Source organism: Bradyrhizobium sp. Leaf396 (genome assembly GCF_001424605.1).
Classification (GTDB): domain Bacteria; phylum Pseudomonadota; class Alphaproteobacteria; order Rhizobiales; family Xanthobacteraceae; genus Bradyrhizobium; species Bradyrhizobium japonicum_C.
Map to the genome: position 1 here is coordinate 1 of NZ_LMQJ01000065.1, position 15364 is coordinate 15364.

17 protein-coding genes, 1 tRNA gene and 1 pseudogene are annotated in these 15364 nt (G+C 63.5%); 8 read left to right on the forward strand and 11 right to left on the reverse strand.

Annotated elements, in window-relative coordinates:
• Positions 1–320: 320 nt before the first annotated feature.
• Positions 321–893 carry a hypothetical protein gene (locus tag ASG57_RS32810; RefSeq protein ID WP_024342515.1) on the reverse strand — a complete coding sequence of 191 codons (573 nt, stop codon included), beginning with the start codon at positions 891–893 and terminating at the stop codon, positions 321–323.
• Positions 894–1284: 391 nt separating this feature from the next.
• Between ASG57_RS32810 and ASG57_RS32815 the strand changes: the two genes are divergently transcribed.
• The 3 genes from ASG57_RS32815 to ASG57_RS32825 all read left to right on the forward strand — a co-directional run bounded on the left by ASG57_RS32815 (position 1285) and on the right by ASG57_RS32825 (position 3855).
• Positions 1285–1944 carry a peroxiredoxin gene (locus ASG57_RS32815; protein WP_024342514.1) on the forward strand — a complete coding sequence of 220 codons (660 nt, stop codon included), beginning with the start codon at positions 1285–1287 and terminating at the stop codon, positions 1942–1944.
• 123 nt (positions 1945–2067) lie between these two features.
• Positions 2068–3507: a cryptochrome/photolyase family protein gene (locus tag ASG57_RS32820; RefSeq protein ID WP_080654965.1), complete on the forward strand. Its 1440-nt coding sequence runs from the start codon at positions 2068–2070 to the stop codon at positions 3505–3507.
• 66 nt (positions 3508–3573) lie between these two features.
• The gene (locus tag ASG57_RS32825; RefSeq protein WP_057198959.1) at positions 3574–3855 is read left to right on the forward strand and encodes a hypothetical protein; all 282 of its coding nucleotides are present in this window, start codon (positions 3574–3576) and stop codon (positions 3853–3855) included.
• Between the two features lie 61 nt (positions 3856–3916).
• Here ASG57_RS32825 and ASG57_RS37335 read toward each other — a convergent pair.
• The 3 genes and pseudogenes from ASG57_RS37335 to ASG57_RS32840 form a co-directional block, all read right to left on the reverse strand.
• Positions 3917–4163, reverse strand: a pseudogene (locus ASG57_RS37335) (hypothetical protein); the annotation flags it as partial.
• 110 nt (positions 4164–4273) lie between these two features.
• The gene (locus tag ASG57_RS32835) at positions 4274–5146 is read right to left on the reverse strand and encodes a DMT family transporter (protein WP_057199085.1); all 873 of its coding nucleotides are present in this window, start codon (positions 5144–5146) and stop codon (positions 4274–4276) included.
• 97 nt (positions 5147–5243) lie between these two features.
• On the reverse strand, positions 5244–5690 hold the full coding sequence (locus ASG57_RS32840; protein ID WP_024342509.1) for a hypothetical protein: 447 nt from the start codon (positions 5688–5690) through the stop codon (positions 5244–5246).
• Between the two features lie 303 nt (positions 5691–5993).
• Between ASG57_RS32840 and ASG57_RS32845 the strand changes: the two genes are divergently transcribed.
• Complete coding sequence (locus ASG57_RS32845; RefSeq protein ID WP_024342508.1) at positions 5994–6257, forward strand: hypothetical protein; 264 nt, start codon at positions 5994–5996, stop codon at positions 6255–6257.
• 31 nt (positions 6258–6288) lie between these two features.
• On the opposite strand, the gene ASG57_RS32850 is transcribed toward ASG57_RS32845, so the two are convergent.
• The gene (locus ASG57_RS32850; RefSeq protein ID WP_057198961.1) at positions 6289–6750 is read right to left on the reverse strand and encodes a host attachment protein; all 462 of its coding nucleotides are present in this window, start codon (positions 6748–6750) and stop codon (positions 6289–6291) included.
• A gap of 40 nt (positions 6751–6790) precedes the next feature.
• Positions 6791–7225 (reverse strand): DUF3775 domain-containing protein, encoded by a 435-nt coding sequence (locus tag ASG57_RS32855; RefSeq protein WP_230646646.1) that lies wholly within the window; start codon positions 7223–7225, stop codon positions 6791–6793.
• Between the two features lie 231 nt (positions 7226–7456).
• Here ASG57_RS32855 and ASG57_RS32860 point away from each other — a divergent pair, with 231 nt between their 5' ends.
• On the forward strand, positions 7457–7738 hold the full coding sequence (locus ASG57_RS32860) for a hypothetical protein (RefSeq protein WP_057198963.1): 282 nt from the start codon (positions 7457–7459) through the stop codon (positions 7736–7738).
• 324 nt (positions 7739–8062) lie between these two features.
• Positions 8063–9058, forward strand: coding sequence for an AraC family transcriptional regulator (locus tag ASG57_RS32865; RefSeq protein ID WP_057198964.1), 996 nt, complete (start codon positions 8063–8065; stop codon positions 9056–9058).
• A gap of 13 nt (positions 9059–9071) precedes the next feature.
• Here ASG57_RS32865 and ASG57_RS32870 read toward each other — a convergent pair.
• From ASG57_RS32870 to ASG57_RS32880, 3 genes are all read right to left on the reverse strand, one after another.
• Positions 9072–9148: transfer RNA gene (locus tag ASG57_RS32870), tRNA-Arg, on the reverse strand.
• 153 nt (positions 9149–9301) lie between these two features.
• Positions 9302–9835: a hypothetical protein gene (locus ASG57_RS32875; protein WP_024342503.1), complete on the reverse strand. Its 534-nt coding sequence runs from the start codon at positions 9833–9835 to the stop codon at positions 9302–9304.
• A 159-nt stretch (positions 9836–9994) separates the two neighbouring features.
• Positions 9995–10567, reverse strand: coding sequence for a hypothetical protein (locus ASG57_RS32880; protein WP_057198965.1), 573 nt, complete (start codon positions 10565–10567; stop codon positions 9995–9997).
• 176 nt (positions 10568–10743) lie between these two features.
• Between ASG57_RS32880 and ASG57_RS32885 the strand changes: the two genes are divergently transcribed.
• Both ASG57_RS32885 and ASG57_RS32890 read left to right on the forward strand, forming a co-directional pair.
• On the forward strand, positions 10744–11130 hold the full coding sequence (locus ASG57_RS32885; protein WP_024342501.1) for a VOC family protein: 387 nt from the start codon (positions 10744–10746) through the stop codon (positions 11128–11130).
• A 124-nt stretch (positions 11131–11254) separates the two neighbouring features.
• Positions 11255–11608, forward strand: a complete 354-nt coding sequence (locus ASG57_RS32890) for a GrlR family regulatory protein (protein WP_024342500.1) — start codon at positions 11255–11257, stop codon at positions 11606–11608.
• On the opposite strand, the gene ASG57_RS32895 is transcribed toward ASG57_RS32890, so the two are convergent.
• Together ASG57_RS32895 and ASG57_RS32900 are read right to left on the reverse strand one after the other, a co-directional pair.
• Positions 11609–14296, reverse strand: coding sequence for a PAS domain S-box protein (locus ASG57_RS32895; RefSeq protein WP_057198966.1), 2688 nt, complete (start codon positions 14294–14296; stop codon positions 11609–11611).
• A gap of 268 nt (positions 14297–14564) precedes the next feature.
• Positions 14565–15362: an NUDIX hydrolase gene (locus tag ASG57_RS32900; RefSeq protein WP_024342498.1), complete on the reverse strand. Its 798-nt coding sequence runs from the start codon at positions 15360–15362 to the stop codon at positions 14565–14567.
• Positions 15363–15364: the final 2 nt, after the last annotated feature.

Below are 15364 nucleotides of genomic sequence, written 5' to 3' on the forward strand. Positions count from 1 at the left end.
TGTGCAGCTTCTCACCACGCAGATTCCGCACAGTGGACCTCGGGTGCCAGCGGGCTCCCGGTCTTCCCTGCGCCCTCTTTCATTTCAGAGGGTGAGGCCACAAAGCAAGGCTCGGGCGAGATCAGCCGCGAGGACGCCAAAGCGTGTCTGCAATGACGATGCGTCTTGAATGAGCAATGCCGTTGCTCCGACGCCATCGGTTTTCCCGGTACCGCGCCCGGGCTTGAGCCGGACGCCGGCAGACAAAAAACGGCGGGGAAAGAGCCCCGCCGCCACGTCTCCCCGTCATCAGGCGGCGAAGATCTCACGCATCCGAAATCTCACATGCCAATGTCGAACACGTTCGGCAATTGGCCGGCGAGAGGCAACGCGGTGGCGCCGAGGAAGGTCGCCACCATGGCCATCAGCCGGCGGTTGTTCTGGCGCTTGCCGCGCATCTGGCCGGCGATCCACTCCAGCATCTCGCTGTTCACCTTGGAGGCATAGGACGGCGCCCAGCTCTCGATGTCGGTGTCGGCCGACAGCGCCATGTTCCGCGGCGGCACCTTCAGGCCCGAAGCGCTCGCGGCATAATGGGCGACCGCCTTGGCGAGCAGATCGTCGAACCGGCCCCCATCGGTGCGCTCAGTCGCGGCCTCGTTGATCTCGAACAGCACTTCGGCCTCGGCGCGGCTCACCGGCTGATCGTTCACGGCGGAGGCCGTCAGGATGCGGATGCACCATGCGGTGTCATCAGCATCGAGCGAACGGGAGAAATGCACCCTTCCCTTGGTGGTCGGGCCTTCTCCCGTGATTATGCCGTCGCGCACCACGCTCAGCGCGTGAGCCGCGGTATCGCGGCAGGACGGTTCGAGGGACGATGACTCGGTGGGTTTGGGCGCAGCGGCAGACATAGTTCACTTCCAGATTTCTTCTGACCGGCCAGCATTTTCATGCCGGCGTAAAGGGGTGGTTAATGATTCGATATGGGGATCGCGACTTGTCCAGATGGTTGCCAATTGGTCGCTGTCAGGACTGATTTGGTTCTAGGGCGCGCCCCAGGAGCGTGATGGAAGTCATAAAAGGCATTATCGGGGCGAGCGAGACCGTGTGACCCCGGAAGAGACGTTTCGCGGCGGGGACGGCCGTAACAATAAGTTGCTGAGAAATGGGCTCTTCCGGGAAGGAATTCACATTTTACTTGAGCCGGTTCAGTTGGCGTTCACTTGGTCTTGCAAGCCCCTTATACTGCCCGCGACGGCAGAGACGCATTCTTCAACAAATTCAATGCGATGAGGTAAAATCATGACACTTCCGATCGGCGCCACCGCACCAGACTTCGAAGCCGAGACCACCGAAGGGAAGATCAAGTTCCACGACTGGATCGGCAACAGCTGGGCGTTGCTGTTCTCGCATCCGAAGGACTTCACGCCGGTTTGTACGACCGAGCTCGGTGCTCTCGCCAAGCTGAAGCCGGAATTCGACAAGCGCGGTGTCAAGCTGATGGGCCTCTCGGTCGATCCGGTCGACAACCATGCCAAATGGTCGGAGGACATCAAGGAGACCCAAGGCGCGGCGCCGAATTATCCGATGATCGGCGACACCGATTACAACGTCTCGAAGCTCTACGGTATGCTGCCGGCCGCCATTTCGGGCGATCCCCTGGTCCGCACGGCCGCCGACAATCAAACCGTTCGCAACGTTTTCATCATCGGTCCGGACAAGAAGATCAAGCTGGTGCTGGTCTATCCGATGACCACGGGCCGGAACTTCCAGGAAATCCTGCGCGTCATCGACTCGCTGCAGCTCACCGCCAAGCATCGTGTGGCCACCCCGGCCGATTGGTCACAGGGCGACGACGTCATCATCGCGGGCTCGGTCTCCAACGAAGAGGCCAAGACGATCTACCCGCAGGGGTGGAAGGAGCCGAAGCCCTACCTCCGCATCGTGCCGCAGCCGAAATAATTCCGCCGTTGAGCAGCGGGCATCATCCCGGGGGCACTTATTCCTCGGGATGACCTTGCTGATGAAACCCGGCGCGTGCGTCTCGTATATTGAGAACCTGCTCAGCGAGATGCGCTCCCGATCATGCCAAACCCGCAGCCGGTCATCGTCTGGTTTCGCGAGGACCTTCGTCTATCTGACCACCCCGCTCTCCACGCCGCCGGGAAGACCGGCGGGCCGGTGATCTGCCTCTATGTGCTCGATGAATCCGTGGGGCGGGCGCCGGGCGGCGCGGCGCGCTGGTGGCTGGCGCAGTCGCTGCGGGCGCTCGGGACCGAGATCGCCGCACGCGGCGGATCGCTGGTCCTGCGCAGGGGACCGGCGACCAAGGTGATCCCTGAAGTGGCGCGCGAGAGTGGCGCACGCGCTGTCTACTGGAATGGGATCGCGCAGGTGCCGCATCAAGCGGTTGAGCGACAGCTCGAAACGGCGTTGGCAAAGCTCGGAGCGGACTCGCAAAGTTTTCCCGGCGACCTCCTCGCCCCGCCCTCGGCAATCCGCAACAAGGATGGCCGGGGCCTGCGCGTGTTCACACCATTCTGGCGGCGGGTGCTGTCGCTCGGCACCCCGCCAAGGCCCTTGCCCGCGCCCAAGGAGCTGCGACCAGCGCCGGAGATCGCCAGCGATCGACTGGAGAGCTGGACGCTCGAGCCGAGCAAGCCGGATTGGGCGGCCGGCCTGCGCGAAGCATGGACTCCCGGCGAAGCCTCTGCACGCGAGCGCCTGCGCGACTTCCTGAAGCACACAGTGCGCGGCTATGTCGGCGATCGCGACCACCCGGATCGGCACGGCACTTCACGGCTGTCGCCGCATTTGCGGTTCGGCGAGATCAGCCCGCGCCAGGTCTGGCACGCCGCGCGCTTCGCCGCGGCGGAAGATCCGGCACTCGGACCCGGCGTCGAAAAATTCCTCAGCGAGCTTGGCTGGCGCGAATTCTGCCGCCACCTCCTCCACGACAACCCGGGCCTCGCCACCGAAAACCTGCAGACGAACTTCGATGGCTTCCCGTGGTCGCGCGACGACAAGGCGCTTGCCGCCTGGCAGCGCGGGCGCACCGGCTATCCAATCGTCGATGCCGGCCTGCGTGAGCTCTGGCACACGGGGGTGATGCATAACCGTGTCCGGATGGTGGTCGCCTCCTTCCTGGTCAAGCACCTGCTGGTCGACTGGCGCGAAGGCGAAGCCTGGTTCTGGGACACACTGGTCGACGCGGACGCCGGGAGCAATCCCGCGAACTGGCAGTGGGTCGCCGGCTGCGGGGCCGACGCGGCACCCTATTTCCGCGTGTTCAATCCGCTGCTTCAGGGCGAGAAGTTCGATCCGGATGGCGCCTACGTCCGGCGCTGGGTGCCGGAACTGAAGGGGATGCCCGCCAAGCTGATCCATCGGCCCTGGCAGGCAACGCCCATTGAGCTTGCCGCCGCGGGCATCACAATGGGCAAGACCTATCCCGAGCCGATTGTCGATCATGCCGGAGGACGCGAGCGTGCGCTCGCCGCCTTCGCAAAGATCCGCGGAGGTTGAGCGCGGCTTTGACACAATTTCGAAACCCGCTATCGTCATGACTCCTGTCAAACCGCGGGGGATGAGATGGACGACGAAAAGCCGATCACCGAACAGGCGATGGACACGATCACCAGCGCCGTGGAAGCGACCAAGGACGCGGCGGTCACGGCCGTGAAGCAGGTCAGACGCGCCGCCAAGAAGGTCGCCAGGAAAGTAGCGCCAAAGAAGACGTCCAAGAAGAAGGCCGGTAAATCCTCAAAGAAGGCAGCCAAGAAGACTGCAAAGAAGGCTGGCAAGACATCCACAAAGAAGGCCGCCAAGAAAACCACGAAAACAAAAAAGAAGGCCAAGAAGGCGAAGCGCTGATCGCAATCCTCAGAGCAGGTCTCCGGGTGCGGGCGCGCCCGGAGACGGCGCCGCCCTATCCTCACCGCCTGGCTGCCCGTCGGCCCGGATGGTGCTTGCCTTGGGATTGCGGATCGCTGCGATGAACGAGCGGTCCTCGGCGTTGAAGCGCTTCCGCTTTTCCGATGAGCCGAACTGCTTGATCACTCGCTGGCCATTGACCTTCTTGATCACGTTGCGCCCGCGGTCATCGTGAATGGAGCCTTCATCGACCCCGGATGATCGAACTTGGTGCCGTTGCGATGCGCGAACGGCTCGAACCATGATGGAGCAGTGCACGCCTCGCCTTCATTGATACAGCCGCGCTGACAAAAGAAGTGGAATTGAATGCTCCACCCTAGCACGACGCGGTCAACGGACGTCAGTGCTGCGCACAGTGCTAAGAGCGTCGATTGACCACGAAGACCGCCGCCGCGCACGTCGCCATTCCGGCAATGGCAATTGCGTCCAGCTTTTCTCCGAACAGCAGATAGGCCATCAGCGCCGTCACGGCCGGCACCAGATAGAACAGGCTCGCGACCGAGGTCGCCGCAGCGTGGCGGATCAGCCAGTACAACAGCCCGATCGAGCCTATCGAGAGCGCCACGGCGAGCCAGGCGAGCGCGAGCACGAATTCCTGTGTCCAGTGCACCACGCGGTCTTCGAACAGAAATGCTCCGATCGCGAAGAAGACGGTGACGGCGACATATTGCACGAGATTGCCGGCGCGCCAGTCGATGTGATTGCAGTAGCGGCGCTGGTAGAGCGTGCCGAGCGTGATGCTGATCAGCGAGACCACGGAGGCCAGCCAGCCAAGTCCGGCTTCGCCGGTCATGGGACGGTTGTGCAGGATCAACACGACGCCGCCGAGACCGAGCACGAGACCGGCCCATTGCACCGGCGTCACTCTCTCGCCGAGCCAGCGATTGGCGATGGTCGATGTCAGGATCGGCTGTAGGCCGGGAATCAGCGCAGAGAGCCCGGCCGGAATCGAATGCGCGATCGCGATCGCGGTGCCGCCGAGATAGAAACCATGGACGAGGATGCCGGCGACCGCGCTGTGGGCGAGCCCGATCCGGTCGGGCCATTTCGGCCGCGCAATCCCGGCGATGATCGCCATCAGGCCGACCACGATCGCCATGCGGATGGCGAGATAGGTCAAAGGATCGGCATTGTTGACGACGTATTTGGTGCCGATGAACCCGGTGCTCCAGAGCAGGACGAACAGGATCGGCGCGGCGCGGGCGGCCAGGATTTCTTGGTTATGGTTCATTGCCGCCCTCATTGCCCCACCGGAGGCCATGCGGCAATGCGAATTTCGTTCTGACGATGCTGCGCTGCGTCAGCCCACAGCGGCCCAGCTCAGCCGGTCACCATTCTTCCGGACAGGGATTGACAATCCTCCAGAGCTCGACACCGTTCTTGATCTTCTTCATGTCGGTGGTGAGCCCGCCATTGCGGCGAATCCAGTCCTTCACCGTGTCGGGGTAGTAGGACATGAGATCGGAGGTTCCTTCGGCGCTGGTGACCTTGATGCCGAAGGTGAACGCCTTGTCGTAATAGGCCTGATGGAAACCGAGGCTCGCGCGCGGCGTCACGCAGATCTTGTTCATGGGCACGATGCCGAGCACGAGCGTGCAGGCCGAATTGCAGATGCCATCGATGATGACGCGCTCGCCCTTCTCGCGCACCCGCTTGTACTTGGCCTTGTACTCCTCGACATAGCCGCCATGGTCGCGGGTGATGCGCAGTTCGGCGCGCGCCGGAGTTACGGCGGCGAGGCAGAGCAACAGCAGGCTCAGAAGCGTGATGCGCATGGCGAGGTGACGGCGACGGCCTTCAGGAATACCACCGACTTCCAGGGACCCAGAGAAATGATCCTCGGCGCCGGCGACAGGATTCTTACCGAAATACTCTTTGGTCATAGTTGTGTGGGGAATTCGTTAAGCATCCCGAAAAGGCCAAAAATGGGCAGCTTTTGACCCCAAGTCCGACAATTCTGTCACACACCCCGGAAATCTGCGGGATTGCACCTGATTTTGGGCCTCCGGAGCGATGCCAGACCACCCGAAATGGCTATAAAATGGTTGATCTGTTTGAGCGGGCTTCGGAGAATCGAGATGAGCAAGTTGACGTTTGTAGCCGCGATCGTGGCCCTGACGGCTGCAGTTCTGGCTCCCGGCCTTGCGGAAGCGCGCGGACACCATCGGTATCACCGCTCTTACGCCAACCCGCTGCCCTATCCGATCAGCTATCTGCACAATTACGGACCGGGCCTCACCCCCGGCACCTTTGCCTATTACGACGGCCCGTCGACCAACCATTGCTATCGCAGCGCGGCCGCGTATATCGGCCAGGATGGACGGCGGCACCCCTGCCACTGAGGCGCCGCGCGCGTCCTTCCGGCTGGCGCCTCTATTTCGCGGCGCCCGACAGCAACAATTGCTTCTCGATCTCGTAGACCGGCAGCTTGACGAGGTCCTTGCCGACTTCACCCTGGAGCGCCTTACGCACCGTGTCAGAATAGTCGGCGCGGATCATGCCCAGCGCGCGCGGGGAGGCCACCATGGTCAGCGCCTTGGTCTCGCCGGAGCTGACGGCAGCATCGAGCCGGCCAGCAAGTCCGCGCAGGAAGGCGCGCTCCGCCTCATCGTGCCAATCGGTCTGCTCGACCGAACTGCGCGATCCACCGACCGCCGCATGCAAGCGGCCGGGCGCATCGCTACCTTGCGCGGCGGTCGAGGGGTTGGGCTGCTCGTGCACTTCTCTGGTATGTAGATTGGGAAACATCTCGTCGCCGACGTTCTCCAGAATCAGCGCCTTGCGCCCGTCGCACACGACCAGCCAGTCACCCTTCTCGATTCTCATCTTGTTCATTGCAACTTCTCCTTGAAACTTATCGACCCCGCGTCCGGCATCAGAGGTGTTCTTCGAATTCCTCGAAAGACTTGCCGAACTGCGCCATTGCCTCTTCCAGATAATCGGCAAGCATCGGCGTGCCGATCAGGTAGGAAGCAGTGCGCTGATTGTGCGCCTGTGCGGCCTGGGCGTGCAGTTCGCGCCAATTAGAGAGATCACCGTCGCCCCGGCCGAGCCAGGTCAGCGCCACCAGATCGATCTGCTCGTCAACGTTGAGATCGCGGATGAAGCCCGCCAACTCCGTACGGTCGGTGGTTTCGCCACGTCCGCCGCGTCCGTAGCTCATGTCGTCGTCACCTGAGTCCAGGATGACGCCGCCTCCGGCCGCTTCGCTATCGGAGCGGCGCGATTTCGCGATGACGAAGAAGACCTTCTCCGGCGAGATCGACAGATTTGGAATGATTCGCATCCAGCTAACCTTACCCGGCAGCATGCACCACGCCGCTGCCACGGCGACGACAGTAAGAGCCAAGGCACACTTGCGATTTGCGCAGGATCAAGGTCTCCGGCACGGCATGGTCCTGCGGCCTAGGCCAGTCCTCGAGCCGGCATCAGGGCCGGTCGACTTGGTGAAGGCTTGTTCATCAGCATTACATTTCGGTTCCGCCACAATTTGATCCGAACAACTTCGATATTCTGCATCGCGTAAGCGGAGGAAGACATTATGACTCTCAAGACTGGCCTCGTCGCCGCGTCCCTGTTGGTTGGCGCCCTCGCGGCATCGCAGGCGGCGTCCGCCATGCCGATAGCGCCGGCTCCCGCGACACCGCAGATGTCCGGCGTCGAGCAGGTGCGGATGGTCTGCAACGCGTGGGGGCAGTGCTGGTGGCGCCCGAACTACTATGGATATTACGGGCCTCGGCCATATTACCGCCCTCGCTATTACGGGCCGCCGCGCTATTACGGGCCGCGCTACTATGGCTATTACGGCTATCGCCGCTGGTGACATCTGAAGGGGCTCTCGGGGCCCCTTCGCTTTTTGGCGAGCTCATGTCTTGCGCGGTGCCACCGCACTGGGAGCCGATCTGATCTAGATCAAGGATGAATCAGCCGACCTCGTCATCCTTTAACAAGGAGTTAATTGCCCGCCCGGTGGTCGTCAGGCATGAATGTGCAGAACGTTGGGCGCGACATTGAGCCGACGGACTTCATAGCATGATGTCCGCAATACTACGGCCTGAAATTCGGTTTACTGAAACGCGCGGTTCCGTCATTGATGGCGATGCTTCGACATTCATTTGATTGTACATTTCAGCGGCTGGCAGAAACCATGTTGTTCGACAACCTTGCTCCCTCCTCCGCGCTTCAACTGATCGGCTTTTCTGACGTCGATTCATTTCGGCCGATCGAGACGATGGAGGATGCGAGAAGCATTCCGCTCGACATCCCCAACTTCGCGCCGGTCCGCGCTGTCGTCGCCCTGCCGGCGTGCCGCATCATCGTGATGAAATCGTTCGCGCGCATTCTCGATACCGCCTATCGCATGCCGGGCGGGATGGTGATCCTGTCCATGACCGATGACGTTCAGGCCAGTTTCAAGGGAGTGGATATCGACGCCCGCTTCTTCGCTGCGCTGCGCGGCAACGACGAGTGCCATTTCGTCGAACCCCAATCCAATCATCATGCCATGATCATCTTCTCTCCCGAGCTGAGAGACCGGGGCTGGTTCGACAATGCCGACGACTTGCGGGCCCATGTCGCGAACCGGCCCGCACTGCTCCACACGCGGCAACTCCTGCTCGACATCCTACGCACGGCGTCAGTGCAGCCGGGCCTGTTCGAAAGCACAGAGGCTGCGGCCCATCTTCAGGAAGGCTTGCTGCTCGCGCTCGACGACCTGTTTCGAATCGAATCGTTGTCGGACCGGATCGCCTCGGTCCAGAGCCAGCGAGCGATCAAGCTCGTGCAGCGGATCGACGACTTCTTGGCGGCCGATCCGACAGCACCCATCTATACGGCCGACCTCGCCGGCGAGTTTGGCGTCTCGGTTCGGACGCTCGGCGGCGCCGTCAGCAAGGTGCGCGGCATGAGCTTGCACCAGTATATTCGCCTGAAGAGGCTGTGGGCGACTCGCGCCCGCCTGCTTAGGGGCGGCGGCGTCACCGTCGCCACCTGCGCGCGAGCCCAGGGCTTCCATCATCTCGGTGAGTTTGCCGCGGCCTACCGCGCGATCTTCCAGGAGGCGCCCTCCGACACGCTAGCCCGCGGACGTAGGAGCCCTCCCGCCGGCCCACACAGCATGCGTACAGTTTCTCTAGACCTTTAGAAAAGGCGAGGTCTGGCGCGCTCGGAAGGATTCGAACCTCCGACCCTCGGAATCGAAATCCGATGCTCTATCCAGCTGAGCTACGAGCGCCTGAGCCCGGGGTGACGGGCCACCAAGATCCCCTCACCGGCGCTGGCGATCAGGCCAGCACAGCAAACGGCGTTTGGACTGCTTCGAGTTAGCAGAGAGGCCGGCCAATAAAAAGCCCTTCCCGCCTCATCGAAGCGGGGTCGCAGGCGTCTGTCACCAAGTGTTGTTGAAAAGGCCGAAATGCGGCTGCTGGGCCACCAGCATCATGGGACGACCGGGCTGCGGCGGAGGTGTCCTGGCAACTTTGCGCTTGGGCTGGGCCGGAGAAGTTTGAGCCTGAGCAGCCTGAAGCTGACGAGCTTGCGATCTCGGCTCGGTCCTCGTCTCGGTCTTCCTGGTCGCGGCAGTCTCGGTCCTCGGCGCCGGCGTGAACTGGGCGAAGGTCTCGCGCACCCGGGTCTTGGCCGACATCTCGGCCAAAGCCGGCGTTAGGCTCTCCTGCGCCGGGGGCTCCGGTGCCGCAACAGCGGCGGTCTGCACCGCGGGCGCGGCTATCGTCGGCTGGCTGGTGTCGAGCACCACGCGTTCAGGCAGGTGCCGATTGGACCGGATTCGGATCAGGGGCTGATCGATGCCGGCGGTTGCGATGGCTTGCGTGACCGGCGCCGGCGGGAGAACGAAATCCGCCGCGAACAGCAGTGCGAGCAAGGCTCCACCGACGAAAATGAAATACCTAAAGATGGGCATTGGCCGCGCTCCGCCCCCCGCATCCCCGCGTGGGCTCTCCGCCTCAACAGGCGATCTCTCAATTGGTTCCTGACCCAGCCGCTCGGTTCAAATGGTGATGCATGGTTTTTTGCCCAAGCACCGAGGAGGGTAACTTTTCCGCTACCCGATCGCGTCGCCTTAGACACGGCGCGCTGCAACCAGCGAGCAATTTGCATGATCGGCATTCACGTTAACGAAGCCGACGAGGACACGTACAAAGGTCTTGCGGCTCTTCATGCTGACCGGATCGGCCACCACGCGGGTGCGGTTCGTAAGATGACTGCCGTCATGCCGCGTGAAGGCGCAGACGATCTCGACATCCTTTACGGCATAGTCGTTGTCGTTTCGGAGCGTGAACGTCACCAGGGCCTTCGAACCGAGGCCGCCGCGGCGCCAGGTCTGCGATGAGATCCTGAGACGACCGAGTTCTGCCCTCGCCGGCGCCTGAGCTTGGGATGCCGGCCGCACGTCTACCGACGCATCGTCCGACGGAAGCGCCTCAACAGAGGCCAGCTCCGGCGTCGCCGGCTCAGCACTATTGCCTCTGGAAAAAGGTAGCAAAATCCAGACACCACAACCCAGGATGATCGCCGCCAGCAGCCAGAGAAGACTGCGGCCAAACGAGACACTGGCGATCGTCACGGCCCGTGCCAGCCGTTCGCCGGTCCCGGCGAGGCGCCCAAATCCGATCCGGTCGAGCCTGGCGTTCATGGTGCATTACCAATTGCGGCCAAGGCACCATGGAGATGGGCTCGGCCACAGCTTACCCTAATTCGCGCAACGAACTAAGGTTCCCCGCTTCATGCGAGTCGGCCAGGAGCATGGTAAGCACCAGCCGAGCCCGTTAACATGCGCTGCAACATCGCAGCCCGTTGGGAGAACAGGTAATGCCATTCGCCGTCACTTGGGATCATGTCCACCTGCGCAGCCCCGATCCGGAGGCCACGGCGGCTTGGCTGCGGGACATCCTTGGTGGCGAGATCGCTCGCGCGCCGGGACGGATCGACGTGAACCTCGGCGGCGCCAGGATCTTCATCGCACCTCTAGAGGGCGACAGCGACGTCAACCCGCCGCCCCCGCACCCGCATCAGGGTCTCGACCATTTCGGCCTTGTGGTGCAGGACATCGACGCCGTGGCCGCCGAGATCAAGGCCAAGGGTGTCACCTTTACGCGTGAGCCGACGACCATCCGGCCCGGCGTACGCATTTGCTTCATCCAAGGCCCTGAAGGCATCTCCATCGAGCTGCTCGAGCGCGACAAGAAGTATAGCTGACGTGACGCGCGCCGTGCTCCCGCGCCCAGCCGGCAAACTGCCGCGTTGCGCGAGAAGACGGGCTTTGGCATAAAAGCTGGACCGGTTACGCCATTGGGCGATGGCGGCCGGCCCGTGGGACGTTATGAAGAACGGCCTTTATTCAATTCACGTGACCCTGCTCGATGGTCGAGTCGGCAAGGGCAGCGGCGTGATTCTGTTCCGCGACGGCAAGATTCTTGGCGGCGACGCCTACCTCTATTACACCGGCAGCTACACGGTGAAGGACAACAGCACCTTCAAAGGCGAAGTGCTGGTGCAACGGCACACGACGCCTCGGGGCGATGACAACCCACTGTTCGGCGGCCCCGCCCCCGTCGGCATCGGCGTCACCGGCAGCTTCACCGAGACGCGCGGGGAGATGACCGGGACTGCGCTGGTCGGCAAGGCCAGCCAGATCTTTGGCGCCACGCTGCACAAGCTCGCGGACGTCGATTAGCTATTCGGCCGCCTGCTCCAGCGGCGCCACCCGGGGCAAGATCATCTGGATGCGCGTGCCGCCCCCCGGCTCGGAATCGAGATCGAGCCGGCCCCCCAGCCGGTTGGTGACGATACTGTAGACGATGTGCAGGCCGAGACCGGTGCCGCCCTGGTCGCGCCGCGTCGTGAAGAACGGATCGAAGGCGCGGCGGCGGACGTCGAGCGACATGCCGCAGCCATTGTCGGAAAAGATGATCTCGACATTGTCCTTGCCGGATTCGCGCACCTGGATCTCGATGGTCCCCGGCCTGCCATCCGGGAAGGCGTGCGCCACCGAATTGAGAAACAGGTTGGTCAGCACCTGGCCGTACGGGCCGGGATAGCTGTTCATGGTCAGGTCCGGCTGGCACTCGACGTTGAGCGTCAGATTGTGCTTGCGCAGGCCCGGCCGCAGGCTCATCACCACCTGCTCGGTGAGGTCGCCGAGATCGAATGTGCGCTGGTCCGAATAGTTGCGGTCGGCGGCGACCTGTTTGAAAGACTGGATCAGTTCGGCGGCACGGTTGAGGTTGGAGACGAGTTGCGAGGATGCATCGCGGCTTGTACCGAGGAAATCGTTGAGCGTCGAGCGGCGCAGCTCCCCCCGCTCGACTTCGGCGGCGAACACTGCGGTCTTGCGCTCCAGCGCGGACGCGACCGTGAGGCTGATTCCGACCGGATTGTTGACCTCGTGAGCGACGCCGGCAACGAGGCGCCCGAGCGCGGCGAGCTTCTCGGCCTCGATCAGCGAGGCCTGCGTCTCGCGAAGATTGCGCAACGCGGTCTCGGCAGCCTCCTTGGCCTTGCGCATCTCCTGCTCGCCGCGCTTGCGCTCGCCGATGTCGAGCGCAACGGTGACGATCCGCTCGATCTCGCCCTCGGCATCGAGCAGCGGCAGCTTGTTGACCAGCCATTGCCGCATGTTGCCTGCCGCGTCCTTGTACTCCTCCTCATAGAAACCGAGCCCTTTGCGGAGCTGGAGCACGCGCTTGTCGTTCTCGTCGGTCTTCGCCGCGCCGTAGCGCGACATCAAGTCTGCGGTGGTGCGGCCAAGCGCATCGCGGGGCTCGATGCCGAAAATGCCCGCCATGTAGCGGTTCATCAGCACGTAGCGCAGGTTGCGGTCCTTGACGTTGATCACCGCAGGCACGGTGTCGATGACCTGCTGGAGCAGGCGCCGGCCTTCGGCAATGGCGTCTTCCGCGCGCTTCTGGTCGGTGATGTCGCGCAGCGTGCCCTCATAGCGGACGATACTGCCCTGCTCGTCCCGCACGGCCGTGGCGCTGTCGGAGAGCCACAGGATATTGCCGCTGCGCTGGCGCACCTGGTACTCGAACTCGCGCACCATGCCGTCGCGCGCCATCAGCCGCTGGTATTCGGCGCGCGCCTCTGGATGGACGTAGATCGTGTGGGCGATGTCGTTGATGCTGTCGATGAGCTGCTGTGGGCTGTCATAACCCATCATCCGCGCCAGCGCCGGATTGGCGTTGAGGAGGTCACCGGCGGGCGTCGTCACATAGATGCCGTCGACCGAGCCCTCGAACAGCTTGCGGTAGCTCTCCTCGGCGAGGCGCTGCTCGGTAAGAGCGCGCACCGCCGCCTCGCGCGCGGTGTCGGCCTCCTCCAGCGCGCGGCGGAACACTTCGGCCGCCCGCGCGATGTCGCCGATTTCGTTGTCGAGGTCGGCGGATGGAATCGAGGTGTCTTTCCGGCCGGCCGCAAGCGCGCGAATGGATCGTGCGATCTGGGCGAGCGGACGAACCGTCCTGCGCACCACGAACAACGAAGCGCCGATACCGATCAACACGCCGACCGTACCGAGCACGATGCTCTGCCATCGCGCCTCGGTCAGGGTTCGGGCAAAGTCGCGCGACAGCACGTGTCCGCGCCGGGAGCTGACTTCGCGCAGCAATTCGGTGACGCGGCCGATCAATCGGCCCTCAGTTCCCAAGACCTCGCGATCAATGTCGGCGATCTGCCGCTCCCGGACCGCCACCGCCATGATCGCCTCGGCGTAGTCGTTCACCGCGGACTTGAGCCTGGGATCGGCGATGCCCATCGTTCGCATGCTCTGCGCCGCTTGCTCGGCCGCGGAGGGGTTGCGCGCGAGCAGCCCGAGCGCGATCCGGCTCTGCGCTTCGGAGAGGTGCGACGCCAGCTCCCGGTCCGCAGTGCCGGCGACAGCTGCATCGAATTGCTCGCGCAGCGGCGGCAGGCCGGCGAGCAGCTGGGCGCGGCGGTCGATCAGCGTCGAGATCCGCTCCAAGCCGGTACGATAGGTGGCGAGCCGCTCGGTGACCCCGTCGAGCATGTCCTGCTGCTCGGGCGCGAGCTCGATACGGGTCTTCTTCAGGATCTCGCTCAGGGTCGAGGCCGCCTCGCCCACCTGCTGGAACTGAATGCCGGCGCCTGGGTCTGTGACAAAGTCACGCGCGGCGAGGCGCAACTCGTTCATGCGGCGGTCGATATCCTCGGCGAGGTCGCCGACGCTCTGGAGCCTCTGCAGCTCGGCGAAGGTGGTGTCGATGTGCCGGATCGCGATCACGCTCGCGGTCGAGGTAACGATGATCACCGCCAGCACCAACAGGAAGCTGCCGAAGGTGAGCTGGCCGATGGAGAGCGAAAATGTTCGCCTTTTCTCTGGGGACGGCGTCAATTCGGCGGACATTGGTGGTTTAAGGACCGGGCTGCTGGAAACCCAATATACGACGTATTGCCGCCCAGGGGGAACATGCCTCGTGGCGCGGAATATCCTTAATATCGAGGCTTGCCGCTCCTTCAGCCTCGCGCCTTACGACAGGTCGACGCCGGCGGGCTGCCGGCCGAATTGGCCATGGCGGTGACGCCGAGAGGACGCACGCCAAGGCCAGACCGTCCGGCCAAAGCTCGGGCGTATCCGCCCTCCGGCTCCGGATGTTTGGCTTCACAGAGGTGTACTAGCCGGCTGCCCCTACCTCGAACACCTCGCCGTCATAGCCGGCCTCGGCCGGGATGCGGAGCTGACGGCCGGTTTCAGTCTTGGTCATGACCGGCATCACCGTGACGATGGACAGGCCGCGGGCGTGCTCCATCGCCGCGCTCACGTTTGGCTGCTTGGCCAGCCGGATCAGATTGCGCGTCGTTGGGAACGGCAGCTTGAAGCGGCCGCTCTCGCCCCCCTCCACCGCTTCGCGCGGCGAGACCCAGATGGAATCGGTGGACTCGAGCCCGTCATGCGCGCCGAGCTGGTCCGGCGGTGCGGCGGCAAGGAAGAACCAGGTGTCGAAGCGCTTCGGCAAGCCCTCCGGCGTGATCCAGTGCGCGTATGGCACGAGCGTGTCCAGCGCGAGCTGGAGACCGTTGTCGGCGAGAATGTCGAGGAAGCCGATCTTGTGTTCGTTCAGCGCAACACGGTGCGCGTCGGCAATCTCGCCGGCACGCCTGGCATCGATTGGCGCGCCGGTATCCTTCGACCGCGCCAGGAGGATGCCGCTCTCCTCGAACGTCTCGCGGATCGCGGCGATCCGAAAACCGCGGTCCGCTTCGCTCAAGCCTTCGCCGCCCGAGTAAAGGCCGGCGCGGGCGACGATCTCCTTGTCGCCAGCATCGACGCTGCCACCTGGAAACACCAGCGCACCCGAGTTGAATTCGATCTGATGATGGCGGACCATCATGAAGACCTCGATTTCGTGTGCCGCGCCGTCCCGAAGCAGGAGGATCGTGGAGGCCGGGCGTGATGCTGATGTCTCGGCCATGC

What these genes read in the sequence shown, in the direction of transcription:
- ASG57_RS32880 (WP_057198965.1), bottom strand. Translation starts at nt 10,567, where the DNA reads ATGAACGCCAGGCTCGACCGGATCGGATTTGGGCGCCTCGCCGGGACC.
- ASG57_RS32845 (WP_024342508.1), top strand. Translation starts at nt 5,994, where the DNA reads ATGAGCAAGTTGACGTTTGTAGCCGCGATCGTGGCCCTGACGGCTGCA.
- ASG57_RS32865 (WP_057198964.1), top strand. Translation starts at nt 8,063, where the DNA reads ATGTTGTTCGACAACCTTGCTCCCTCCTCCGCGCTTCAACTGATCGGC.
- ASG57_RS32900 (WP_024342498.1), bottom strand. Translation starts at nt 15,362, where the DNA reads ATGGCCGAGACATCAGCATCACGCCCGGCCTCCACGATCCTCCTGCTT.
- ASG57_RS32810 (WP_024342515.1), bottom strand. Translation starts at nt 893, where the DNA reads ATGTCTGCCGCTGCGCCCAAACCCACCGAGTCATCGTCCCTCGAACCG.
- ASG57_RS32855 (WP_230646646.1), bottom strand. Translation starts at nt 7,225, where the DNA reads ATGCTGCCGGGTAAGGTTAGCTGGATGCGAATCATTCCAAATCTGTCG.
- ASG57_RS32890 (WP_024342500.1), top strand. Translation starts at nt 11,255, where the DNA reads ATGAAGAACGGCCTTTATTCAATTCACGTGACCCTGCTCGATGGTCGA.
- ASG57_RS32875 (WP_024342503.1), bottom strand. Translation starts at nt 9,835, where the DNA reads ATGCCCATCTTTAGGTATTTCATTTTCGTCGGTGGAGCCTTGCTCGCA.
- ASG57_RS32850 (WP_057198961.1), bottom strand. Translation starts at nt 6,750, where the DNA reads ATGAACAAGATGAGAATCGAGAAGGGTGACTGGCTGGTCGTGTGCGAC.
- ASG57_RS32825 (WP_057198959.1), top strand. Translation starts at nt 3,574, where the DNA reads ATGGACGACGAAAAGCCGATCACCGAACAGGCGATGGACACGATCACC.
- ASG57_RS32885 (WP_024342501.1), top strand. Translation starts at nt 10,744, where the DNA reads ATGCCATTCGCCGTCACTTGGGATCATGTCCACCTGCGCAGCCCCGAT.
- ASG57_RS32815 (WP_024342514.1), top strand. Translation starts at nt 1,285, where the DNA reads ATGACACTTCCGATCGGCGCCACCGCACCAGACTTCGAAGCCGAGACC.
- ASG57_RS32860 (WP_057198963.1), top strand. Translation starts at nt 7,457, where the DNA reads ATGACTCTCAAGACTGGCCTCGTCGCCGCGTCCCTGTTGGTTGGCGCC.
- ASG57_RS32840 (WP_024342509.1), bottom strand. Translation starts at nt 5,690, where the DNA reads ATGCGCATCACGCTTCTGAGCCTGCTGTTGCTCTGCCTCGCCGCCGTA.
- ASG57_RS32820 (WP_080654965.1), top strand. Translation starts at nt 2,068, where the DNA reads ATGCCAAACCCGCAGCCGGTCATCGTCTGGTTTCGCGAGGACCTTCGT.
- ASG57_RS32895 (WP_057198966.1), bottom strand. Translation starts at nt 14,296, where the DNA reads ATGTCCGCCGAATTGACGCCGTCCCCAGAGAAAAGGCGAACATTTTCG.
- ASG57_RS32835 (WP_057199085.1), bottom strand. Translation starts at nt 5,146, where the DNA reads ATGAACCATAACCAAGAAATCCTGGCCGCCCGCGCCGCGCCGATCCTG.